Source organism: Hyphococcus flavus (assembly GCF_028748065.1).
Taxonomy (GTDB): domain Bacteria; phylum Pseudomonadota; class Alphaproteobacteria; order Caulobacterales; family Parvularculaceae; genus Hyphococcus; species Hyphococcus flavus.
In genome coordinates this window covers 40,439-63,389 of sequence record NZ_CP118166.1, presented here as the reverse complement: position 1 = coordinate 63,389, position 22,951 = coordinate 40,439, and the positions used below count along the sequence as shown (strand labels likewise).

17 protein-coding genes and 1 tRNA gene are annotated in these 22,951 nt (G+C 55.3%); 7 read left to right on the top strand and 11 right to left on the bottom strand.

Annotated features, from left to right (window positions below):
• Positions 1-13: 13 nt before the first annotated feature.
• Both ccoS and PUV54_RS00355 read right to left on the bottom strand, forming a co-directional pair.
• Positions 14-145, bottom strand: a complete 132-nt coding sequence (ccoS, locus tag PUV54_RS16635) for a cbb3-type cytochrome oxidase assembly protein CcoS (protein ID WP_420797886.1) — start codon at positions 143-145, stop codon at positions 14-16.
• A gap of 142 nt (positions 146-287) precedes the next feature.
• Positions 288-2,096, bottom strand: coding sequence for an ABC transporter transmembrane domain-containing protein (locus PUV54_RS00355; RefSeq protein WP_274493529.1), 1,809 nt, complete (start codon positions 2,094-2,096; stop codon positions 288-290).
• Positions 2,097-2,667: 571 nt separating this feature from the next.
• On the opposite strand from PUV54_RS00355, the gene PUV54_RS00350 reads away from it, so the two are divergent.
• On the top strand, positions 2,668-3,930 hold the full coding sequence (locus tag PUV54_RS00350) for a hypothetical protein (protein WP_274493528.1): 1,263 nt from the start codon (positions 2,668-2,670) through the stop codon (positions 3,928-3,930).
• 9 nt (positions 3,931-3,939) lie between these two features.
• Here the strand turns inward: PUV54_RS00350 and PUV54_RS00345 are convergent.
• A tRNA-Arg gene (locus tag PUV54_RS00345) sits at positions 3,940-4,016 on the bottom strand.
• Positions 4,017-4,195: 179 nt separating this feature from the next.
• Here PUV54_RS00345 and PUV54_RS00340 point away from each other — a divergent pair.
• From PUV54_RS00340 to PUV54_RS00330, 3 genes are read left to right on the top strand one after another with little or no spacing between them, the layout of a single operon-like run.
• Positions 4,196-9,142 carry an alpha-2-macroglobulin family protein gene (locus tag PUV54_RS00340; RefSeq protein WP_274493527.1) on the top strand — a complete coding sequence of 1,649 codons (4,947 nt, stop codon included), beginning with the start codon at positions 4,196-4,198 and terminating at the stop codon, positions 9,140-9,142.
• Positions 9,139-11,190, top strand: a complete 2,052-nt coding sequence (pbpC, locus tag PUV54_RS00335) for a penicillin-binding protein 1C (protein WP_274493526.1) — start codon at positions 9,139-9,141, stop codon at positions 11,188-11,190. Before PUV54_RS00340 ends, pbpC begins: the two co-directional genes overlap by 4 nt.
• Complete coding sequence (locus PUV54_RS00330; protein WP_274493525.1) at positions 11,187-11,942, top strand: thermonuclease family protein; 756 nt, start codon at positions 11,187-11,189, stop codon at positions 11,940-11,942. The genes pbpC and PUV54_RS00330 overlap by 4 nt, the downstream gene beginning before the upstream one ends.
• Positions 11,943-11,944: 2 nt before the next feature.
• Here PUV54_RS00330 and PUV54_RS00325 read toward each other — a convergent pair whose 3' ends face one another.
• From PUV54_RS00325 to PUV54_RS00305, 5 genes are all read right to left on the bottom strand, one after another.
• Positions 11,945-13,045: a CarD family transcriptional regulator gene (locus tag PUV54_RS00325; RefSeq protein ID WP_274493524.1), complete on the bottom strand. Its 1,101-nt coding sequence runs from the start codon at positions 13,043-13,045 to the stop codon at positions 11,945-11,947.
• A 280-nt stretch (positions 13,046-13,325) separates the two neighbouring features.
• On the bottom strand, positions 13,326-13,664 hold the full coding sequence (gene fdxA / locus PUV54_RS00320; protein ID WP_274495235.1) for a ferredoxin FdxA: 339 nt from the start codon (positions 13,662-13,664) through the stop codon (positions 13,326-13,328).
• Between the two features lie 89 nt (positions 13,665-13,753).
• Positions 13,754-14,203 carry a tellurite resistance TerB family protein gene (locus PUV54_RS00315; RefSeq protein WP_274493523.1) on the bottom strand — a complete coding sequence of 150 codons (450 nt, stop codon included), beginning with the start codon at positions 14,201-14,203 and terminating at the stop codon, positions 13,754-13,756.
• 10 nt (positions 14,204-14,213) lie between these two features.
• Positions 14,214-14,642 carry an RNA-binding S4 domain-containing protein gene (locus PUV54_RS00310; protein ID WP_274493522.1) on the bottom strand — a complete coding sequence of 143 codons (429 nt, stop codon included), beginning with the start codon at positions 14,640-14,642 and terminating at the stop codon, positions 14,214-14,216.
• Positions 14,639-17,668 (bottom strand): helicase-related protein, encoded by a 3,030-nt coding sequence (locus PUV54_RS00305; protein ID WP_274493521.1) that lies wholly within the window; start codon positions 17,666-17,668, stop codon positions 14,639-14,641. The genes PUV54_RS00310 and PUV54_RS00305 overlap by 4 nt, the downstream gene beginning before the upstream one ends.
• A 194-nt stretch (positions 17,669-17,862) precedes the next feature.
• On the opposite strand from PUV54_RS00305, the gene rpmB reads away from it, so the two are divergent.
• Both rpmB and PUV54_RS00295 read left to right on the top strand, forming a co-directional pair.
• Entirely contained in the window at positions 17,863-18,141 is a 279-nt protein-coding gene (rpmB, locus tag PUV54_RS00300) for a 50S ribosomal protein L28 (protein WP_274493520.1), read from the top strand.
• 45 nt (positions 18,142-18,186) lie between these two features.
• Positions 18,187-18,885: a VUT family protein gene (locus PUV54_RS00295; protein ID WP_274493519.1), complete on the top strand. Its 699-nt coding sequence runs from the start codon at positions 18,187-18,189 to the stop codon at positions 18,883-18,885.
• 53 nt (positions 18,886-18,938) lie between these two features.
• On the opposite strand, the gene PUV54_RS00290 is transcribed toward PUV54_RS00295, so the two are convergent.
• From PUV54_RS00290 to hemB, 3 genes are all read right to left on the bottom strand, one after another.
• Complete coding sequence (locus PUV54_RS00290) at positions 18,939-19,622, bottom strand: VPLPA-CTERM sorting domain-containing protein (RefSeq protein WP_274493518.1); 684 nt, start codon at positions 19,620-19,622, stop codon at positions 18,939-18,941.
• A gap of 278 nt (positions 19,623-19,900) precedes the next feature.
• Positions 19,901-21,058 (bottom strand): alpha/beta fold hydrolase, encoded by a 1,158-nt coding sequence (locus tag PUV54_RS00285; protein WP_274493517.1) that lies wholly within the window; start codon positions 21,056-21,058, stop codon positions 19,901-19,903.
• Between the two features lie 132 nt (positions 21,059-21,190).
• Positions 21,191-22,192 (bottom strand): porphobilinogen synthase, encoded by a 1,002-nt coding sequence (hemB, locus tag PUV54_RS00280; protein WP_274493516.1) that lies wholly within the window; start codon positions 22,190-22,192, stop codon positions 21,191-21,193.
• 147 nt (positions 22,193-22,339) lie between these two features.
• On the opposite strand from hemB, the gene PUV54_RS00275 reads away from it, so the two are divergent.
• Positions 22,340-22,867, top strand: coding sequence for a MarR family winged helix-turn-helix transcriptional regulator (locus PUV54_RS00275; protein ID WP_274493515.1), 528 nt, complete (start codon positions 22,340-22,342; stop codon positions 22,865-22,867).
• Positions 22,868-22,951: the final 84 nt, after the last annotated feature.

Genomic DNA, 22,951 nt, shown 5'->3' with positions numbered 1-22,951 from the left:
AAACGGCTATTATCTAAGCGTTTCGGTCTTCATCCAGACCGTCGTCCAACAGAACCTGTTCAGCGGCGCTGTCTTTGTCGTCACATTGACCAGATTTTACGGACCAGAAAAATGCGATCAGCGCGATACCGCCTAAAAAAAGCAATAGGGATTAGAAATAGCAAAGCTGAGGTTATCGATAGCAAGGCGGCGTGCGTTTCTAGAAAACGCATGCGTAGTCATAAGCGGTTATAGCAGTCACCTTGAAAATGAAGTTTACGGCCGCGTGGCTGGCGTCAGTAGCCGTGTCAGGGCTTTAAAAGCTGCGCCTCGACCATTTTGGCGTATAGCCCCTTTCGTTGCAGAAGCGTTTTGTGTGCACCGCTATCCACGACGGCGCCATGCTCTAGAACAATAATTCTGTCTGCATTCTGGATTGTGGAAAGCTTATGAGCGATGGCTAGGGTGGTTTTGTTTTCTTGCAACGTTTCAAATGCTTTTTGAAATGCCGCTTCGCTTTCGGAATCTATCGCGCTTGTGGCTTCATCAAGGAGTACGATAGGAGCGTCGCAAATGAGAGCCCTTGCAATTGCGATTCTCTGTTTTTGTCCGCCTGAAAGATTGCTGGCCATGGCGCCGAGATTAGTCCGGTATCCTTGGGGCAGGGCTTCAATAAAATCATGCGCTATAGCGGCTTTCGCGGCTGCGATAACGTCGCTATCGCTGGCGTCAGGGCGACCGTAGCGAATATTTTCGTAAGCGCTGCCTGAAAAAAGCGGAGCGTTTTGCTGAACTACAGCAAACTGCTTTCTCAACGCGCCAGGGTCGAAATGGCGAAGGTCGATCCCGTCCAATGTAATGACGCCGCTCACCGGATCATAAAAGCGTAAGAGTAGATGAAACAACGTGCTTTTGCCTGCTCCCGAGGGCCCCACAATGGCGAGAGTTTCGCCAGCTTTTATCTCGAGCGATAGTTGATCAAAGACAGTCCGGTCTGGCCGAGAGGGGTAATGAAATATAACGTTCTGGAAAGTGATAGCGCCTGTTACGGTAGCTGGGAGAGAATGCGGTTTATTTGGCGGCTTGATGTCGTTCTGTTCGCTTAACAACTCTGTAAGTCGTTCCGTAGCGCCGGCAAGACGGAGTAGTTCAGCCCAGACATTGGTTAGTGAAGCGGCAGCGCTTCCGGCCATAACAGCGAGGATTGCGAACTGAGCGAGTAGGCCGGGCGTTAACTTACCTTGTTCTATTAGTGAAAACCCGAACCACAAGAGACCGATTACCCAACCAAAGAAAATGGGCCGTGCTACGGCATTCATCCAGGCGTTTAGCGCCCCTCTTTTTAAAGTCAGTTTATATGTTGCGTTGAGTACGTTTCGGAAATTTCGTTGTGCGGTATTTTCTGCCGCGAATGAACGCACGACATCCATTGTGTTCAGGTTTTCACTGGCGATACGGCTTGCCTCGGCCGCCATGTTTTGTGCTTCGCGGGCCAAGTCTCGAAACGGCTTGCCAAGTATGATGACGGGCAACAAGATTACTGGGGCTGTAGCTAAAGCCAGCGTGGCGAGTTGCAAATGGGTAATGAGCATCAAGAGGACAGCGAGAGTAAACAAAATAATGCTGCCCGCTGCTCCGGCGATAGCGTTGACTATCACCACCTGAACACCGCCTGGGTCAACGATTATGCGTGAAAGCAATTCGCCTGGGTTAGAACGATCATAGAAGCTGCGTTGCAGCCCAATGACGTGGGTGAAGGTTTTGTCGCGTAGGCCGAGCGCTATCTTGGCGCCCGCTTTTTCCACAACATAGATGCGGGCCGCCATGACTGCGCCGGTGACAACGGCGACACCGAATATGATCATCAACAAGGACTGCGGCGTTTGGATTGGGCCGCCAGGGTAAAGCCGGCAGGCCTCAGCGGTCGTAGAGGGGGTAAGCGCGCAATCGACAAAAAATCTGACAGCAAGCGGCACAAGTAGTGGGAAAACTGCAGCAAGAAGTACGAGCAATAGCGTGAATACGATCAGGCGTTTGTATGGCTTGAAAAACTGATAGAGCGACTGAACCGATTTTATATTATCGCCTTGCGGGCGCCCCCTTTGATGAACAGTCATACTTTTCGCCTTTTTCTGCCAGCCGGAATGCTGAGCTCTCGTCAGTCGATGTCAGGAAAATGAAACATCTAACGAAAAACCTGACTGAAGTTCCGCCTGCTTATGAAATGTCCTGAAATTGCAATTCGTATAATCAAAATATCGTTACACGCGTGCCGCTCGGAAGTCGCGAAGCGCACTGGTGGTAGGCGTAAACAATATTTGGCTATACTCGTTATGTGCACTTTAGCCTATTGACTTGGTCATGTATAATGATAGATAGTACGAATCGTAAGGTTTTGAAAAGGGCAGATTTTATCTTGATGCCAGGAGCCTTAGACATTCCCAACAACAAACGGAGGATTTAATGATCAACCTAGTTTCGCTGCTTTTCAGCGGTTCCACAAATGTTGGTTCAACAAGCTTCGAATACGCAGATAGCGCTCAATCGTGCGACTTTGCAGCACCACAAGTCGGCTCCACGAGCTTTGAATACGCGTAAATTTATCATCAGGATTTTTAAATTCTGAAGGCTCAGGAGGAAAGGCCGCACCCTTTCCTCCTATTCTTCACGCGTGAATGGAGCCTGTTGGTGGATACGTTAATAGACGAGCTGGCTGCAGAAACGGAAAAAGAGTGGGCTGTAGCAAAATACAGCAATACGGACTTTTCGGGCTGTGCTGTACAAGCGCTCGAAAATATCGGATTTCATGAACGTACGTCACCGGAAGATATTCTGCGGCATTTCTGTAATCGTAGAGGCGCGCGCGCAAGCCTTTCAAGAGCGCATGGCGCGCCGAGTATATTTATCGGCGGATCGTATGAAAATTTTCTGATATTTTTTCACTTTTGGAATTCACGCGTCGCTGCGCCGCATAGTCATGAATGGGACGGAGCGTATCAGGTTCTCTCTGGTGAATCGCTGCACAAAACGTATTGCTTTGAAACGGCGCGCCATGTTTCTCATAGTTTTCGTATCGGTCAGGTAAAAACAGAGACGCTCAGCATTCAGCGCGCCGGTTTTGTGCAAAAGGTTGAAGCGGGGCCGGGGGGAACTATCCATGCGCTGGCATACGGCGGAAAATTGGGCGCTGCTGTAAGCATTCGCAGGGACAGCGTAGCGCCGAGCTCGCGTTTGACACTCACGTTTGACCGGCCACATGCCGCCTATGAGACAATTTCCCAGCCGAGTGAGATGAGCAATGGCAACATGATGGAGCGCTATCGCGCGTTCGAATGGTTGCTTTATGTTGATGAACTGAAGTTTGCAGATGAGATAGCCGGGTTTTCCAATACGGCGAACTTGCCGGAGACATACTACCTTTTTCGAACACTGGCCGAGCGAGGGCACGCTATTCCGCAACACGCGCAGGCGATCATGGCGGAACGGTATGGCGAAGAGTGGGAGTTGCTTGGCCGTTCGCTGATAAGCGTTCCACGGCATGAAATGACAGTCATGCTTCGCGAGCGAATGGATAAAGGGGAACTCGACCCGGAATTGAAATTTTTTGTGAGCGCGCTCTATGTCTGCGATAATATCGAAGAGCTTATCGATATTGTCGCCCAGAAACTTGGCGCTGATAATGATGCGTCGGCTCTCATTGCTGACTGGATGGGTCTCCTTTTACTGAATAAAGACCCAAACACAGGCGAGCAAACACCGCAGCCTTTTCGTGATTTCTTCCTGAAATTGATTGCAGGCCAGCACGACATCGAGACTATATGCAAACAAGTGCATGAAAATCATGCTCAGGATCCGCGGATAGATGAGTATATTAACAACATCAAGACGCTTTACACGGCGCTGACGCAAGCGCCGATCTATCAACCTATTATGGCTCCTCGCGCTGCTTGAGTGGTTATTTGGCGTCCCCGACAGGATTCGAACCTGTGGCCCCCAGATTAGGAATCTGGTGCTCTATCCTGCTGAGCTACGGGGACGGAATGCGCTCGCGTGGCGACCTTAGCCAATCTTGCAGCGCACCTAAACCGGCTTTAATCATCTAAACGCCCGAATTTTCCCGATTTCTCCTTCAAATCGTTTTCCTTCCGCTGATTAACCGCCATAATTGGCGTTCAGTGTCCGGCAAGGGGCGAAGCGTTTTAGGCGGGAGAAGAATATGGCGCGGCGACAAGGGGCTATTTTAGCGGGCGGATTTTTGGCGGTCTTCGCCGTTGGTTTGCTGGTCGGCAGGGCGATCGCCCCGGACGCCGGGTCAGGCGCGCCGAACACCCAGCAGGTAGTCACAGGTGAAACCCGCGGTGACGCTCCCAGGCGCTCTTTCCAGGAACGAAGGAGCGATGAGGCCGAGCGGCCGGAAGAAGAAGTTATTAAGACGTTCGCTTATCGACGGCTCCGCCTTGATACCGGGACGGAAAGCCCCAAGGCTTGCTTGCAGTTTACTCGCGAGTTGAACGACAGCGGAGACATTAACTACGGCGATTTTGTGCGCATCACGCCAGATGATGGCGCAGCGATCGAGGTTGACGGTTCTTCACTTTGCCTTGCCGGTCTTGAATTCGACAAGGATTATCGCGTGCGTTTGCGCGCCGGGCTGCCAAGCGGCAAGAACGAAAGGCTTGAGCGCTCGGAAGAGGTTGTGGTCGCGTTTGGCGATAAACCGTCATATGCGGGCTTCGCGGGGGACGGCGTTATTCTTCCGCGTCTGGAAGCTGACGGCATGGGCATTGAAACAGTCAATGTCGAAGAGGTTGAAGTTTCTGTTTACCGCGTCTCTGATCGAACACTCGCGCGCAAGAATATCGTTGCGGGAGAAGCCAGCGGCGAGGGACAATACTCCTATGTCTGGGATCAGGAAGACGGCAAAGACCTCGGCGTAAAAATCTGGACAGGCAAACTCGACACCACAGGCGAGCGCAACGAAACGAAGACTACGGTCTTTTCGCTAGGCGCGGCTCTGGAGCAGTTAAAGCCAGGCGCCTATTTCGTTCATATCAAAGACGTTTCCGCCGGCGCCGATGAATATCGGGCAGCGCAAGCCTGGCGCTGGGTAGTCTTCACCGATATGGCGTTGACGACATATTCCGGTTCCGACGGCATTGACGTTTTTGTCCGCTCAATTTCATCGGCGCGCGCCATGGCTGGCGTGGAGCTGTCGCTCATAGCTTACAACAACGAAGTTTTGGCGCGTGCTGTCAGCAATGCCGATGGGCGCGTCCGTTTTGAGGGCGCCGCAGTCAATGGCGACCATCCGTTGACCCCGCACATGTTGATGGCCTACGGGCCGCAGGACGATTTCGCAGCGCTTGATCTGACGCGTGCGCCGCTTGACCTTTCTGACCGGGATGTAGGCGGACGCAACGCGCCATCAAAAGTCGATGCATATGTCTATCTTGATCGCGGCATTTATCGTCCGGGAGAAACAGTGCACGTCTCGGGACTGTTGCGAGATGATGCTGGGCGCGCGATCGACAACCGTCCGCTCACGGTCACTATTCGCCGGCCTAATTATACGGAAGCGCAAAAGCTTCGTATCGATGAAACCCAAATCGGCGGATTTAGTTTTGATTATGAAGTCCCGGCGTCCGCGCCGCGCGGTATGTGGCAAATTCAGGTGGCGGCGGATGGCCTCGACGGCTTCGTCGGAACCGAGCAGTTCTCGGTAGAGGATTTTGTCCCGCAGCGTTTGGAAGTCACGCTCGAAGGTGAAGAGACTACACCCATTCGCCCGGGTACGGCGCGGGAGCTAAACATCGAAAGCCGTTATCTTTACGGCGCGCCGGCCAGCGGTCTGGCTGTGGAAGCGGAAGCGCGTCTGCGCCTCGACCCCAACCCGTTTCCGGATTTTTCAGGATACCGTTTTGGACCGGTGAATGGCCGGTTCGATGAGCGGTTCCTGACGCTTCCAAACACCACGACGGACGCTGAAGGCAGGGCGAGTGTCGCGCTGAACGTAGACTCGGCGCCAAAAGATTACGGCGCGCCCATGCGGGCAGATGTTGTCGTCGGCGTTGTCGAACCCGGCGGCCGTGTTGTTCGCGAGTCCGCGCGCATTCCTGTCCGTCCCGACGATCATTATGTGGGGCTGAAGCTTGCCGGCGATGGCGGTAGTTTCGGTCAGGGTGAGACAGTGGCGGTCAACGCCGTACTGCTCGACTGGCAAGGCCAGCCGGTTGAAGGCGAGCTGGAATGGAAGCTGGTCGAGGAAGACTACTGGTTCGATTGGTATCGTGAAAACGGTCAGTGGCGGTGGCGCCGGTCTTTCCGTGATGTCCTGATCGCTGAGGGACGGGGCACATCCAGCGCAGAGCAGATCGCTACACTCGTCAATCAGCGTGTTGATCCGGGCACGTACCGTCTTTCCGTCACGCAAGCAGGCGGTAAAGCCGCGAGCGATATCCGTTTTTATGTGGGCTGGCGCTCCTATGCATCGGGCGCTGATACTCCCGATCAGGCTGCTGTGACGTTGCAGACAGACAACGTAACGCCGGGTTCGCGGGCGCGGTTGTTCCTCAACCCTCCTTATGAGGGCGAAGCGACCGTCGCCATTGCAACGGACAAGGTGCATCTTGTTCAACGCATGAAGGTCGGCGCGAATGGTCGGGAAATTATCATAGATACGGACCCGAGTTGGGGCGCAGGCTTTTATGTGATGGCCACCGTTGTGACGCCGCGCGATCCGGGCGACCGTCCCGTGCCGCGACGCGCCATGGCGGTTACCTATGTGCCGTTCGACATGAAGGCTCGCAAATTGGAAGTATCCATTGACGATCCCGAGGTATTCCGCCCCCGTCAGCAACTGGACCTGCCGGTGACCGTGGCTGGCGCTGCGTCTGGTTCGACCGTGATGATGACGCTGGCGGCGGTGGATGAAGGCATCCTGCGTCTGACGAAATTCCCATCGCCCGATCCTGTCGATTATTACTATGGCAAAAAACGCCTAGGCGTTGCAATTCGTGACGACTACGGACGAATTCTCGACGCCAATCTGGGCGCTGCCGCCCGGTTCGGCGGCGACGGCATCGGCGGCGAGGGCCTGACGGTTGTGCCGACAAAGTCGGTGGCGCTGTTTTCAGGTCCTGTAACGGTCGGTGAGGGCGGCCGGACGACAGTCCCAATCGAAGTGCCTGACTTTAACGGCGAACTGCGCCTGATGGCGGTTGCCTGGTCGAAAGACAAGCTCGGCTCTACGTCGGAACCGTTAACCGTGCGCGATCCAGTACCGGCGGAACTCGCATTGCCGCGCTTCCTCGCGCCCGGCGATACGGCGACAGCAACGTTATTGATTGACAATGTCGATGGCGAAGCTGGCGACTATGTCGTCTCGCTTACAGGCGACGGGCCGGTCGACCTTTCGGCAAGCGAAACATTTACGCTCGCGCAAGGCGAGAAGACGACACATGCGTTCACTTTCACCACCGGCGCGGTGGGCATTGGCGCAGTGAGTATGAACGTCGACGGACCAGGCGGGTTCAGCGTTTCACGGTCCTATCCGATCCAGTCGCGCACGCCGTATTTCCCGGTCACCGAAGTGCGTACAGCCGCTCTCGATCCAGGCGAGACCTTCCAACTGACGAAAGCGGTGACGGACCCATTCGTGCCTGGTTCGGCTGAGGTTGCGGTCTCATTCTCTCGTCTGCGGGGTGTCGAACCCGGGCCGCTTCTCGATGCGCTTTACCGCTATCCTTACGGGTGCTCTGAACAGCTAACTAGTTCCGCAATGCCGCTATTGTTCGTCGATGTCCTTGGCGGCGAGATCGGCCGGGGGCCTGAACGTCAAGTGCGTCCGCGCGTGCAAAAAGCCGTGAATGAGCTTTTGAACCGTCAGGGGACGGACGGTGCTTTTGGCTTGTGGCGGGTTAATGATCGCTGGGCCTCGCCATGGCTTGGCGCGTATGTGACGGACTTCCTCTATCGTGCAAAAGCCGAAGGCTACGGCGTGCCGAGCGAAGCGCTGGAGCGTGCCTATTCCTCGCTGCAGGACATGGCTCGTATCGATCGCTGGTATCTCGCGAGCTACCAGACGACGGTGCCGGAGTTTACGAATAACAATGATACGCGTGACTACCTGCGTCGCCGGTCAGCCGCCTATGCGCTTTACGTGTTAGCGCGGGCTGGTCAGGCTGACCTTTCCGACTTGCGTTATTTCCATGACGCGCTTCTGGAGGAAACGCCAAGCCCGCTTGCTCGCGCACACATCGGTGCGGCACTGGCGATGATGGGCGATAAAGCGCGCGCGAGCAGCGCGTTTGAAAAAGCAGTCGCAGCTTTTGGCTGGCAGAATCGCGGCGATTATTATCAAACAAACTTGCGCGATGTAGCCGGCGTGTTGGCGCTTGCAGTTGAAGCTGGGCAATCCGGCAGGACGGAAGCGCTAACCGAACAATTTATTTCGGTCATGAAGGACCCGAACCGGATGCACACGCAGGAAAAAGCTTTCACGCTGCTAGCGGCGCAGGCGCTGTTGCGCGAAGGCGGCGAAGTTGAGCTTTCTGTTAATGACCAAGGCCTTTCTGACTTGCCGCCGGCGCCGTCTTTCACGCTGGCTGCAAACGATATCGCTGATGGCGTGTCATACCGAAATGACGGGGAAGGACAGATCTTCCGCTCTCTGACCGTATCGGGTTCGCCTATCTCTGCTCCGCCTGCGGCCAACCAGGGTCTCACGTTGACCAAGCGTGTCGCTACGCGCGATGGCCGCCCGGCGAATCTTGCTGCCGTCCGGCAAAATGACAGGCTGGTAGTTGTTATTACAGGCACGGCGGCGGACCAGCGCTTACATCCAACCGTGATTGCAGACTTGCTCCCTGCGGGTTTTGAAATTGAAACGATCCTCAAACCTGAAGACGGCGGCGGGCGCAACAATAGCGGTCCCTACAAATGGATTGGCGAGCTTTCGTTCCCGCGTGTGGCTGAAGCGCGCGACGACCGGTTCGTGGCGGCTGTCGACATACGGGGTGGCAATCGTTTCACGCTAGCCTATGTGGTGCGTGCAGTAACGCCAGGCGAGTTCGTGATGCCGGGCGCTGTCATCGAAGATATGTATCGGCCCGGCGTGTTCGCCCGCACGAGTGTCGCCGATGTCTCAATTGCTGCGGCTGAATGATTCGCCTTGAAAGCATAACGATTAAAGTTGGCGTTACGGTACTGGCGGTTCTGGGCAGTATTGTAACGCTTGACCTTGTCTTGCCACCGCCGGTTGACAAAGCGCGTGAACTCTCGCCGCTGGTGATCGACCGCAACGGCGAATGGCTGCACGGCTTTACGACGGAGGAGGGACGCTGGCGGTTCGCGGCCGACCTTGAAAATATCGATCCTGTTTTTGTTGAGCGGCTAATCGCCATAGAAGACAAGCGTTATTATACGCACTGGGGCGTTGATCCCCTGGCGGTCGTTCGCGCTGGCGTATCAGCGGTAATGTCTGGACGCATCGTATCCGGCGCATCGACGATTACGATGCAGACAGCAAGATTGCTTGAGCCGCGTCCGCGTACATACGGATCAAAAGCGATTGAAATGCTGCGCGCGTTTCAACTTGAACGCCGGCTTTCTAAGACTGAAATTCTGGAGCTCTACCTTACCCTCGCGCCTTATGGCGGGAATATAGAGGGCGTCCGTGCGGCAAGCCGCTTGTATTTCGATAAAGAGCCGGCGCGCCTGACCGATGCGGAACAAGCGTTGCTCATTGCTTTGCCACAGGCCCCCGAAGCGCGGCGCCCGGATTTGCGATCCGAGGCTGCGAAAAGCGCACGGCGGCTTGTTCTTACAAAGCTTGTCGATGCTGGCGCGCTTAGCGATAAACTGGCGGGTGAAGCAGCAGAAGCGCGGCTGCCTGCGCATCGTCATGATTTGCCGAGACACGCCTACCACGCCGCTTATCAACTCACTCGCAATGAAAAACCAAGTGTTGTTCGCTCGTCTATCAGCAGAGAACTGCAAAATCGCGCAGAGGCGTTGCTAGGCCAGTATGTGAAACAATTCGACGATGACGCGACCGCTTCAATGATCATTGTTGAAAACGAAACACGCAAAGTGCGCGCGCTTGTCGGGTCATCAGGGCTGAAGGCGCAAGGGGGATGGATTGATTTGACGGCCGCGGCGCGTTCGCCAGGGTCAGCCTTGAAGCCTTTTATTTATGGCCTTGCTTTTGAAGATGGCTATGCCAGCGCTGAGACAGTCATCGAAGATATGCCGCGTGCTTTCGGCGATTACGCGCCGGAAAATTTTGATCGTGGTTTTCGCGGCGAAGTAAAAGTACGCGAAGCATTGCAGCATTCCCTGAACGTGCCTGCGGTGCGTGCGCTGAACCGTGTCGGCGCGTCGCGTTTTGCGGCCTTGCTGAAAACAGCAGGGGTACGTCTGAGAACGCCGGAGCGGGCTGACAGTAAACCGGGATTGGCGTTGGCGCTTGGCGGTGCGGGCATTACGGCTCAGGAACTGGCTGTTTTATACGCCGCTTTAGGCAGCGGTGGTGAAGTGAAGCCGCTTCGCTGGACAGAAGACGAAGCAGCAGAACCTGAACACGCGTATCATTTGTTTTCGGAAGAAACTGCGACGCGTATCAGCGCAATCCTTGCCGGTGCGCCCTCGCTAAAGGGAAGAGCGCCAGCGTCGCTCACGCAAAACGCCACGGAAATTGCGTTCAAGACAGGCACGTCCTACGGCTTCCGTGACGCCTGGGCGGCTGGCCATGGCGGCGGCTACACCGTTGTCGTCTGGGTTGGCCGCGCCGATGGCGCGCCTAGGCCAGGCCATACAGGTCGCAAGACGGCAGCGCCGTTGTTGTTTGACGCTTTTGACCTCATCGAACGTGAGGAAGATACGCAAGACAATATCGATGAAAATGCAGACGATGCTCCGGTTCTGGCGCTGGCGCGATTTGAAAAACCGGTAACGGAAACGCCGCCGCAGATTATTTTCCCGCGTAATGGCGTGGAGGTTTATCTTGGGTCTGCTGCGTCACGGGGCTTTTCCCTCGCCGCAAGGGGCGGCGCCAGCGACTATCGCTGGTACGTCAATGGGGAACCTGTCGCTATCGAGGAAACAAGCGGTCGCCATGTCTGGAAACCTCAACGGGCGGGCTTTTACGATGTGGTGGTCGTGGATGAAGCAGGGTTATCAGCGCGTTCAAAGGTACGCGTGGTTTCAGGATGAAACGGCGCGCCTTCATTGCAGGCGCGGCATCTTTTTGTGCTATACGTGCAAATGCGCAAACACCTGTCGTCAATGCAACAGCCCTATCCGGCGACCGGTTTACGGTCGGTGATGACGAATATCAGTTAGCGGATGTTATCGCGCCGCCGCTATACACATTGAAAAAAACGCCGCCAGCCTATTTTGAGGCTGCTCGTCAAACGCTCGATAGTTTGTTGAGGCAGGGCGTTAATATTAAAGAGGCCAGCCCCAAATCTCGCTGGGGCGTACAGCCCGTTATCGCCACAATGCAAGCCTCGTCGCGAACCCTTCAGGAAATATTGTGCGCGGCAGGAGCCGTGCGTGTCGCGCCGCAAACGGAAAACCATGATCACATCGACCGGCTGCTAGCCGCTGAAAAGACAACGCGAGACGGCCGGAAAGGCTTGTGGTCTCTGGATTCATACAGCGTCTACAAAGCGACATCCGCGAACGGCGCGATTGGCGCTTATAACATCATCGAGGGGACAGTCGTTCGGGCTGCAAAAACGCGTAGCAGGTTTTATTTGAATTTCGGCGATGACTATCGAACAGATTTTACCGCCGGTGCCGTCAGCAGGATTTACCGCCGCTGGGCGAAAGACGAATTCGATTTAGCAGCGCTTGAGGGCGTCAGGGTTCGCGTTCGCGGATTTGTAGAGGAGATCAACGGACCATCCATTGATCTCATTCACCCCAAACAGATTGAGTTGTTACACGCGAGAACAGCTTGAGTTTAATTGGCGGCGGCGGCAGCAGCTGCTGCTGCTGCGCCGGCTTTCTTTCTGAGAACGCCTTCAAGCTCTTCAATGGCTTTGCCGAGATCGACTTTGCGAACCGCTGCGACTTCTCGCGCCATGCGGTCAAGCGCAGCTTCAAAAAGCTGTCGTTCAGAATAGCTTTGTTCCGGCTGGTCCTCTCCGCGATAGAGATCACGCACCACCTCAGCAACAAGCTTGATGTCGCCGGAGTTGATTTTTGCGTCATATTCCTGCGCGCGGCGCGACCACATGGTTCGCTTGATGCGGGCCCGGCCTTTAAGGGTGCCAATGGCGTCCTTGACGGTTTTATCGTCTGAAAGCGGGCGCATGCCGGCGGCTTTCGCTTTGCCGGTCGGGACGCGGAGCTTCATCTTTTCCTGATCGAAATTGATGACGAAAAGCTCGATCGGGATGCCAGCGACCTGTTGCTTTTCAAGGCTCATGATCTTGCCGACGCCATGAGCGGGGTAGACGATCTGGTCGTTGACCTTGAAATCCTGTTTCGCCGTTTTTGACGCCTGAACGTTTTCCGAAGCGTCAGCATCGGCTTGAGGCGCATCCTTTGGCATCACCGTCGTCGGCGTCGGGATTGAAGCGGCGAGGGTGGTTTTACGCGGGGCCTGGCCCACATTGGCGGGCTTTGGCTTTGGTTTCGGTTTTTCCGCAGTCTTTTTTGTCGCCTTAGCCTTTGATGGGGCGGCTTTTTTGGCGGTTGCTTTCTTGGCGGTGGTTTTCGTCGCAGCTTTTTTCTTTGGTGCGACTTTAGCCGTGGTTTTCTTGGCGGCTTTCTTTTTCGTCGCCGTAGTCTTTACGGTCGCCTTCTTTTTGGCAGATGTTTTAACGGTCGCTTTTTTCTTAACCGTCTTTTTCGGGGCAGTCTTTTTTGCTGCGACCTTCTTCTTGGCTGGCGCTTTTTTGACGGCCTTTTTAGCGGACGTTTTAACGGTCGCTTTCTTTTTGGCTGTGGACTTCACGGTCGCCTTTTTGGCGGTCGTTTTGCGCGCTGGCGCTTTTTTTGATGCGGCCTTTTTCGCGGTGGTTTTCTTGGCCGCTGTTTTTTTTGCTTTCGTCGCCATTCCTTGACCTTCACGTTTTACGCCGTCGGGAACCCGTCGGCGGCGAATTTTGTCTTCAAGGCCTCGCTGGTTTTTGCGCGCAGTTCAGAAGCAACCTGAACAGGCTTTCGCTATGAGGAAGACTCACAGGGAAATAATACTTTAAATTCAGGAGCTTGTGCAGTTTTTCGAATGCTCCGGCTGAAAGCGCGCGCCGCAAGAGAACCTAAGATTTAACTAGGATATTAGCACAAAATTTCAACTGATGCTACGGGCGAATGTTGCCTCAGGTCAGAAGCGATCAGGAACCTTCTCCTGGCTTATCGCTGAAGTACTTCTCGAATTTGCCTTTTTCCTCAGCAACATCATCCGCGCCAGGCAGCGCATCGACTTTCTCAGTGATATTCGGCCAGACAGCCGCGTACTTGGTGTTGAGTTCCACCCATTTGTCAGCGCCGTCCTCGGTATCGGGGATGATGGCTTCAGCCGGGCATTCAGGCTCGCAGACGCCGCAATCGATGCATTCATCCGGATGAATCACCAGCATATTCTCGCCCTCATAAAAACAATCGACGGGGCAGACCTCCACGCAGTCGGTATATTTGCATTTGATGCAGGCTTCAGTCACCACGTAAGTCATCGGGCGAGGCTCCTTGAATTCTCTAGTCTTTGGCTCTTCATAACTGCTGGCGGCGGTGACGCAAGCGGCGAGTTCGCCAATAATTCTCATTATCTTTTTAGCCGGGCCTCGACACGCTGTCTGGCCTGACCGCTTTCCCGGTCATCTACATAGATGAGCCCGCAAATCCGGCGCACCAGCGTGTCTTCAAAGGAATCGCGATCCCCGTCAGAAAGGATGATTTCCCAGATCTCCTCGAGCAGGCTGATTTTTTCATCCTCGCTCATCTCCTTGGCGACCCGGGTAAAGCGCTGAATGTCATTCGCGTTCTCCTGGACCGCTTCCGCTTTGGTGCGCAGCGCCGCGGCCGAACCGGCGTCGATGGAGAATTTGTTCATCAGCGCCCGGTCGATGATCTCGATTTCATGTTGGGCATAGATCTCATCGGCGCGCGCCGCTTCCACCAGCAGAGCAGCGAATGCAAGTTGCAAGGCGTCAATTTCTTGCGCCTCATCTGACGGAGTTTGCTGTTTGAAACGGTCGAAAAGTTTATCAAGCATGATTTTCCTTTTAATCGCGGGTTTTTAGCGCGGTCAGGGCGCGGCGATCTTTCTTCGTGGGTCTGCCGGCGCCTTTTTCCCGTTCGAATGGAGCAACAGGCCGAGCAGGTTTTGTTGGCGGTGGTGGTGATTTGTCGTCGTAAAGCGCTTGCGCTTCACTTGCCGGGCCTCGCCGTGACGCGCATTCCAGAATAACAATAATGCGAAGCCTGTCGTTACGTGTGAAAACAAGCGTGTCGCCAGCGCGTATGTTGGCGCTCGATTTGTCAATACGCGTTGTGTTGTCGTTGCGCGTAAGGCGAACATTGCCATCGTTTACAAATTTTGATGCAAGCGTGCGGGTTTTAAAAAAACGCGCACGCCATAACCATTGATCAATGCGCTGACTGACTTGCGCGGAACACTTTCCGGTATCGTTGGCCGATGCGGCGCCCGTCATTCAGTTTTCTCAGGCTCTTTCGGTTTTTCGCCAGACTCCGCGCCTGAAAGCTCCGCTTTAAGGCCGGCCAGCACTGCAAAAGGCGAATTAGGATCGGCCTTCTTCTCTCTTGGCGGACGACGGTTTTGATTCTGATTGCGCGGTTTGCCGCCTTTGCCCTGTTTCGGTCCTCTTTGGCCTTTGCCATGCGCGCCTTTGCCTTTTGCATCTCGTTTCGCAGGCTTGACCGCTGGTTTCGGGCGTCGCGGAGCGAGACGCCAAAGGGCGATTTCTGTTTGCTCAGGTTCTGTGACTGCCGCAGAGGGCGTTGTCTCATCGCGTGTGGTTTGTTTCGCGTCCTGCGACTCGGCGTTGGACTCTGGCGCCGGTTGAGACGTTTGTTCTGCTTTTTCCGCTGCCGGCGCATCAGCCTGCTGCACGTCAGCCTGCGATGCCGCTTTTTCCGGCGGCGCCTCAGAATTGCTGGCTTCAGGCGCTGAATTTTCAACTGTACTGACGGGCGTCACAGATTGCTGCTCACCGTCGGCCGCTGCACCATCATGAGTCACCGTCGCATCCGTCGCTTTCGGGGTGCTATCTTGCTTCGGTTCGACTTTGCGTTTCACAAGATGCTTTCGGAAACCAAGCGAGCGTAAGATCGCCTCAAAGTCTTCGCCGGAACATCCAACCAGCGACATCATCTGGGACGTCGCCTCAAACCCTTCACGGCTGCCTTCATTGCGTGCAGTTCGGATCAGTCCGGCCAGTCGTTCGAGCATATCGATACGCACGGCGCGCACGCCTGAAGGCCGGTAACCGCAGGCATAATAATATGCGTGCGGAAGGCTTTCGTTTAGTTCGATAGAAACTCGGCCGGCTTGCGGTGCGGATACGTCGCCGGGTTTGCGATCAGTCCACAAGGCCCACAACAGCGTAAGCAAGGAGGCGGGAGCGGGCTTTAACAATGCCGGCATGAAAAGCGTAAACTCACCAAAACGCATGCCGATCTTCCTGAGCTTGCCGCGCTCGGTCTGATCGATTTGTTTCAGGTCATCGCCAAACTGGGTGCGCGATGTTGCGCCAAAGTTTTCAACGAGCCTGTATGCGACGCCTTTCGTGATCCCTTTCAGCGCGTCATCGCCCTCGGCATTAGCGGCGGCCTGAAGCGATACGAGCGGCCCCAACAGACCTTCGATTTTTGAAGCGACAAAGAGCTTTAAGCGATCCTCGACGCGGCCGCGCATGTTCGGCGTGATCTCGGCCAAGCCGCTGATCGTGAGATCGGGTCTGAGAGCGGTCGGACCTTTTTTGAGTTGAGCGACCGGGGCGGCGCGCCACCATACGGCGCCATTATCGTCAAGACGCAATTCTTCGCTTTCCGCATTAGCGAGAGCGGCGGCGCGAGCGGCCAGAACAGGGCGCAGGGCTTTTTCTCCTGCGGCGCGAAGTGATTTCGCCTCAGCGCCAGACGCACGCGGGTCGACAATAAACTCGAACCCTAACAACCGGCCGACAAACTGGCCTTCCACAATCACTTCTCCATCATCGGTAACGCCTGCGAGTAAAGGCGCATCATCTTTAAGACGTTTTAACAAAGTCGACGTGCGCCGGTCGACAAATCGCTGCGTTAATTTCTCATGCAACGCATCCGACAGCGCGTCTTCTATCGCGCGAGCGCGTTCTTGCCAATAAGGCGCACGGTCGATCCACGCGGCGCGATGTGAAAGGTATGTCCAGGTGCGGATATGCGCGATACGTGCTGAGAGGGCGTCAATATCGCCGTCTGTGCGATTAAGCGGCTCAATTCGCGGTTCCAACCATGAATCGGGAACGCGGCCATCATGCATCAACAGCAAATAAATGTCGCCAAGCAGCCGCGCATGTTGGTCACCACCGACTTTACGAAAATCCGGTATCTGGCAGATGTCCCATAGTGTCGCCAATGCAGCGCCGCCTTTGGCGATATCGCGAATATCGTCACGGACGGAAAGACGGGCGAGGGCGTCTTCATCATCTTCGCGGCGCGACCGGATGAATACATCGCGCGGCGGCGGGCGTTCGAGCGAGCGCAACAGCGCAGGCAAAGATGAAAAGTCGATCTGCTCGGACCGCCACATTAAGGCTTTAACCGGATCGAACTCATGATCTTCGATGGATTGAACAAGCTCTTCGTCGAAGGCTGGACAATCAGCCGTCACGCCGAAAGTGCCGTCATTTACATGCCGCCCCGCGCGGCCGGCAATTTGTGCAAGTTCTGACGGGGTGAGATTGCGCGGGCGGCGCCCGTCGAATTTTCGCGATGCGGCGAAGGCCACATGGTCTATATCCATGTTGAGGCCCATGCCGATGGCGTCGGTGGCGATCAGAAAATCAACCTCGCCGGACTGGTAGAGTTCTGCTTGCGCATTGCGCGTGCGTGGTGACAGTGCGCCGAGAACGACCGCCGCGCCGCCTCTCTGCCTGCGGATTAGTTCCGCCATGGCGTAAACAGTATCGGAAGAGAACGCGACAATCGCTGACCGGCGCGGCAGGCGTGTCGCTTTTTTAGGCCCGGTATAGCTCAGCCGTGAGAACCGGTCGCGGGCCAGAAATTGAATATTGCCAAACAGCCGCTGCAGGATCGGACGCATCGTATGCGAGCCGAGAAACAGCGTCTCCGACCGGCCGCGCGCATGGAGAAGGCGCGAAGTGAAGATGCGCCCGCGTTCCGGGTCGGCGGCAAGTTGAATCTCGTCGATCGCGAGGAACTCGACCTCGCGCTCCAGCGGCATCGCCTCGACCGTTGCGACCCAAAAGCGCGGATTTGGCGGGATGATCTTTTCCTCGCCTGTAACAAGGGCGACCTCGCGCGGGTCGCGAACCTTGATGATGCGGTCGTAGATTTCCCGCGCCAGCAGCCTCAGCGGCAACCCGATCATGCCAGATTTATGGGCGAGCATGCGCTCCAACGCATAATGGGTCTTGCCGGTATTGGTTGGGCCCAGCACCGCGCAGACCCGGCCGCCGCCGGTTGGCGAAAAGTCGTTAAAAGAGAGGGAGGAGGGCACGGAAATACTGGCTTTCGGGACGCATCAGCCCCCTTATATAAACCGTTGGCGTTTCGGCTCAATGAAAAGCCCCAAATCGCTTGACGTCCCGGGTTTCCTCGGCTAGGTCACGCCGCTCGATTTCAAGGTTTTAACACGGGTGCAGACGCTGCCGGCTGCCGGCGCGACGTCCCGACATGTAAAAGGCTAGACCCATGGCGCGGCGGTGTGATCTTTCAGGCGTTGGCCCCACGACAGGCAACAATGTCTCTCACGCGAATAACAAGACCAAGCGGCGTTTTCTGCCGAATCTGTGCAATGTGACGCTACATTCGGACAAGCTCGGCCAGGGTTTCAAGTTCAAGGTGGCGGCCTCTACGCTGCGCTCCGTCGATCATATGGGCGGCCTTGATGTCTTCCTTTCCAAGGCTGATGACGGGCAATTGGCGCCGAATGCCTTGAAACTGAAGCGCAAACTGGCGAAAGCTTCTTAAACACGGCCGTGACGATTCTTTGCCCCGGCCGTTAAGGCAGGGTCGATGGAAGCGGCAGTCGAAAAAAGGCAACCTCGCGAAACAGCGGTAGAACGCCTGGCGCGCAAGTCGGGCGAATTCGCCACGGCGTTTACGCGCATGGTGATGCTGGCGATGATGCTGACGCCATTGTTGCTGGCCGCAATCTTGACTGTCGACATTCCCATGCATGCATTTGACTGGATGGCCGGCGAGGCGGTTGGCTCGCGGCCGTCAAACTGGCTTACACGCGGCGGGTTCATCATGGCGCTGGCGCCGTTTCTGGTGATCATCTTCGCAAGGAAGTATGGAGGCGACGAAGCATCCCGAGCCGTTACGGCGTCCTGGGGGCTTGCCGCCATCGCCGTGTTTGCTGAGCTTTCCTACCTCGCGCCATCCCTTGAAGACGGCGATCTGCCGGGCGTTCGTTACACCGTCTTTTTCACAGCGAGCGCTATGGCGGCGCAATATATGGCGGCAAGCATTTACGACGTTGTGCGCGGATCGCTGCGCTGGTGGCGCGCGCCGCTTTATGCGGCGCTGTGCGCTTACTTCACGTATGCCATCATTTATTTCCCGGGCGTCTATGCGGGCTCGGGCGCGCCATGGCTGAACTGGCTGATCGGCGACTTCGCTGTAAAGGCGCTCGTGGCGCTTGCCTTTTTACCTGTTTACGGTTTGCTCCGCGGCTCGCTCAAGCCAAAGGGCGGGTACGGCGGAAAATAAAAAAGCCCCGGCTGGCCGGGGCTTTCCAAACGCTTTGGCGTTTATCGAACAGATCAGCTCGTTTTCTTTTTATTGCGGCCCGCAAACCCAAGTCCTGCGAGTCCTGCGATAAAGAGCGGCAGTGCTGCGGGCAGCGGCACTTCCTGGACTTCAGCGACAAGGAATTCCGCCGTGTTCGTGCCGCGGCTTGAGGCGTCAGCAATGAAATCAAATCGTAACACCAGCGAGTCGGTTAAAACGGCGCCGAGCGCAATCGATAACAATTGTTGTGTAGCGGCGTCCCCTGACATCAGCGGGTTGGAGATATCTAAGATCAGTCCCGTCAAACTGGTTGCGCCGTCAGCGCTGAATATTTGTAGCGATTCAAAAAAACCGTTCGGATCGTTTGCGCCAGCAAGGTCTAGGTCTTCGAACATAACGTCCAAAACATACTCGCTGCCGGCATTCAAATTATCGAACAGGATATACATGGACAGCGTGCCGCCGCCATCGCCGCTATCGGCGCTCAGGCCAAAATCGCCGCCTTCATCAACACCGTAAACGCCGCTGTCATTCTCAAGCGGAATGAAATACCGGATGGCGTCCGCGCCAAGTGATGAGCGAAATTCGGTTTCGCCAACAAGGCTATTGTCGCTCGGGTCCACAGTGACGCCGATAACCGCTGCATTCGCGGCTGATGCCGCCATGAAGGACGCTGCTGCAAAAACGCCCGCGGTTGATGCTTTGAAAACTTTCACGAGAGAATCCCCTACGCTTTACACAACTGGCGGGCGTAACAACTTCCGCACCGCAAAATTGATGTATCATCCTGAAAAAATAGAAGGAAGAGCGCCGCCTGAAATAATCGTCCTTAGACGGATTTATTTATAGTTAATTACACCGCGGGCGGAATTATAAAAAAGGTATTCCCGCCTTTGGCGAATTTTAACTATGTTAGTCGCAAGGGGACTTTCTCTAGGAACCCTTGGTAAAATTAGTAATGCTGTTGGTCTTGGGGCGGGGAAATGATTGCTTATTACTCAATCGGCGCGCCATCGCCTGCGTTGACGGCAAAGGGGCGTACTTGCGTCACAAGCTTAAACAGAGCTTTTCCCGGTTCATCAGCGGGAATAACATGCGCCGAATTTTCGAACCAAACTTCTTGCTTGTGAGGCGCATCTAGCTTTGTCAGCCACTCAACAACCGGTTCATTCGGCGTCGTATAATCATGGCGTCCCATGAACATGAAAACGGGAACATCAAGGGCAGTTACGTCTTTGAACGAAACGTCTGCAAGTTTTGGCAGCAGGTTTTGAATCGTAAAGGCGCTGCCTTGTTGCCACGCCATAACGTCGGCCGGACCATATTCCGGCGAAAGGCGATGCGCCCTGAAATAGGCCCGGGCGCTGTTGCGTCCAGCAGACAGATAGCCATACTGGATCGACCATTTCCGTTGGACGCCAATTTTTTCGATACTGAAATCGCCATCGCCCGGATAAGGTTCAAGCCCCTCGAGCTCTGCTATAGCCTCACTATTTCCATCTTCACGGGCTACCCGCAGGATTTGCTCGAAGCCAATTCTTTCGCCCTCTCGAAAGTCGATAATCTGGCCAAGGCTGACATAGGCGTGGAGCAGGTCAGGGCGTTCAGCGGCTGTCATTAACCCGGGTATTGAGCCCCAACTATGTCCCATGAGAATGACTTTGCGCTTTCCGTATCTTTCATTGAGATGTTCAATCAATGAGATAACGTCGTCGCGATATTGTTCCGGCTTCAGGGTGGGGAGCATGTCTTGCGGCTCGTTCAGCGGAAACGATTTGCCGGCCGCGCGCTGATCCCACTGCACCACGGTAAAGAACTCTTCCCATGGATCTTGAAACGCCCAGGCAATCGGCATTTCCGGCGCCGCGGGCCCGCCGTGAACAAATAAAATGATGGGGTTTGCGCGATCATTTCCCCGTACGGAAACATACTGCCTTGCGCCGTTCAGATTGACGATGAAACTTTCTTCAACGCCATTTGGCGTCGTGATGCGTTGATAGTCACCAATAATCTCACGCGTTGTGGTGAACTCGTCTTTGGCGTTGTCTTCTGCAAAACTTGTTGCGGGGCAGGTGAGCAAAACACATATCGCCAGGGCCACTACGCCAAAAGGATTCATCTGCGATTGGAGAAATGCGCGGTACGTATTCATTGAAAGCCCCAGTCAACCGTTAATCTGCAAACAAATAAATGGCTAATATTGCGCGCCGCTATTGGCAAGCTGACGAGGCATGATTTCAGGATCAGTTGTTTTTTAGATGCGATACAGCGAGTTTTGGAAACTCTAACGCTGCAGCGCCTTGGCCGCGTCCGCCGCAAAGTAGGTAATGATCCCATTGGCGCCGGCGCGTTTGAAGGCGAGGAGGGATTCCAGCATCGCCCGTTCTCCGTCGAGCCAGCCGTTCTGAGCTGCCGCCTTGATCATCGCGTATTCACCGGAGACCTGGAAGACGAAAGTCGGCGCGCCGAATTCTTCTTTCACACGTGCAACAATGTCGAGATAGGCAAGCCCCGGCTTCACCATGACGCTGTCCGCGCCCTCGGCGAGATCAAGCGCCACTTCGCGCAAGGCTTCGTCGGAATTAGCCGGGTTCATTTGATAGGTGCGTTTGTCGCCTTTTAGGACGCCAGCCGACCCAATCGCTTCGCGATAGGGCCCGTAAAATGCAGACGCATATTTCGCCGCATAGGCCATGATCTGAATGTTTTGAAAGCCTTCACCATCCAGTCCCGCCCGGATGGCGCCGACACGCCCATCCATCATGTCTGATGGCGTTATGATATCAAAGCCGGCGCGCGCCTGAACGATGGATTGGCGCACCAGAATTTCGAGCGTTTCATCGTTGAGGATTTCGCCGTCGCGCATCAACCCGTCGTGACCGTGATCCGTATAGGGGTCGAGCGCGACATCCGCCATCAGGCCTATGTCGGGAACAGCGTCCTTGATCGCTTTTGCTGTGCGGCACATGAGGCTGTCCGGATTGAACGCTTCTTCTCCGCCCGGGGTTCGCCCGTCCGCATCCGTGTACGGAAAGAGCGCGAGAGCGGGAATGCCCAGTGACTTTGCTTCTTGCGCCGCCTTGACGGCCTGATCAGGCGACAACCGGAATACGCCGGGCATGGCGTCGATCGGCTCGCGAATATCCTTGCCGTCTTTTAATATGATAGCCCAGAGAAAATCGCTCGGAGAAATATGTGTCTCCGCATAGAGACGGCGCGACCAGTCGGAGATACGAGGCCGGCGTAATCTAAGGGCTGGATAGCGGGCGAGGGGGCGCTTGTTCATAACTCGTTAGGAAATCCCTTATTGGCCATGTGTCCCATTACTGCCCTCGTTAGAATTTGATTTCAAATTGAACAGTCTGACTTAACGGCGCTTTTAGACCTCTTGTTTATAGCATGAGACTGGTTTTGTGCTGAGTGAGTAGAAATAATGTCGGTAAACGGGGCGATGCGAGAAGTGATTGGCGAAAGCGCGAGCGCGGTAGAGAAAGACCCGGAGGCGCTGGAAACCGGCTATCTTCAGCTGTTGCATTTGGTTGAGCGGCTTCACCGCCAGCTTCTGGATGTGATCAAGGACGAACTGGAGCGGATCGGCCAGACGGATATCAACTCCGTACAGGCGCTTCTCCTCTATAATATCGGTGATGCTGAGCTGACGCCGGGCGAGTTGCGCTCCCGCGGTCACTATCTGGGCTCCAACGTCTCCTACAACCTCAAGCAGCTGGTTGAAAAAAATTATATCCGTGACGAGCGCTCCAATACGGATCGCCGCTCAAAACGGGTGTCGCTCACGGAAACGGGCCTCGAGGTTCGCGATTCCATTTCCGCGCTGTTTGAGCGTCAGCTTTCCTCGGTTGAGCAAGTTGGCGGCGTCAACAATGAGTTAATCGAATCCACGAACAAGACGCTACAACGCCTGGAGCGCTTCTGGGCGGATCAGGTCCGCTTTCGGCTCTAGGACTCATTAGTAGCCAGAGTTTTTAATAATCATTCGCAATTACGAGATCGAAACGCGCTTGTTTACTCGGGCGCGTTTCTTTTT

What these genes read in the sequence shown, in the direction of transcription:
- PUV54_RS00355 (WP_274493529.1), bottom strand. Translation starts at nt 2,096, where the DNA reads ATGACTGTTCATCAAAGGGGGCGCCCGCAAGGCGATAATATAAAATCG.
- PUV54_RS00340 (WP_274493527.1), top strand. Translation starts at nt 4,196, where the DNA reads ATGGCGCGGCGACAAGGGGCTATTTTAGCGGGCGGATTTTTGGCGGTC.
- pbpC (WP_274493526.1), top strand. Translation starts at nt 9,139, where the DNA reads ATGATTCGCCTTGAAAGCATAACGATTAAAGTTGGCGTTACGGTACTG.
- PUV54_RS00330 (WP_274493525.1), top strand. Translation starts at nt 11,187, where the DNA reads ATGAAACGGCGCGCCTTCATTGCAGGCGCGGCATCTTTTTGTGCTATA.
- PUV54_RS00325 (WP_274493524.1), bottom strand. Translation starts at nt 13,045, where the DNA reads ATGGCGACGAAAGCAAAAAAAACAGCGGCCAAGAAAACCACCGCGAAA.
- fdxA (WP_274495235.1), bottom strand. Translation starts at nt 13,664, where the DNA reads ATGACTTACGTGGTGACTGAAGCCTGCATCAAATGCAAATATACCGAC.
- PUV54_RS00315 (WP_274493523.1), bottom strand. Translation starts at nt 14,203, where the DNA reads ATGCTTGATAAACTTTTCGACCGTTTCAAACAGCAAACTCCGTCAGAT.
- PUV54_RS00310 (WP_274493522.1), bottom strand. Translation starts at nt 14,642, where the DNA reads ATGACGGGCGCCGCATCGGCCAACGATACCGGAAAGTGTTCCGCGCAA.
- rpmB (WP_274493520.1), top strand. Translation starts at nt 17,863, where the DNA reads ATGGCGCGGCGGTGTGATCTTTCAGGCGTTGGCCCCACGACAGGCAAC.
- PUV54_RS00295 (WP_274493519.1), top strand. Translation starts at nt 18,187, where the DNA reads ATGGAAGCGGCAGTCGAAAAAAGGCAACCTCGCGAAACAGCGGTAGAA.
- PUV54_RS00285 (WP_274493517.1), bottom strand. Translation starts at nt 21,058, where the DNA reads ATGAATACGTACCGCGCATTTCTCCAATCGCAGATGAATCCTTTTGGC.
- hemB (WP_274493516.1), bottom strand. Translation starts at nt 22,192, where the DNA reads ATGAACAAGCGCCCCCTCGCCCGCTATCCAGCCCTTAGATTACGCCGG.
- PUV54_RS00275 (WP_274493515.1), top strand. Translation starts at nt 22,340, where the DNA reads ATGTCGGTAAACGGGGCGATGCGAGAAGTGATTGGCGAAAGCGCGAGC.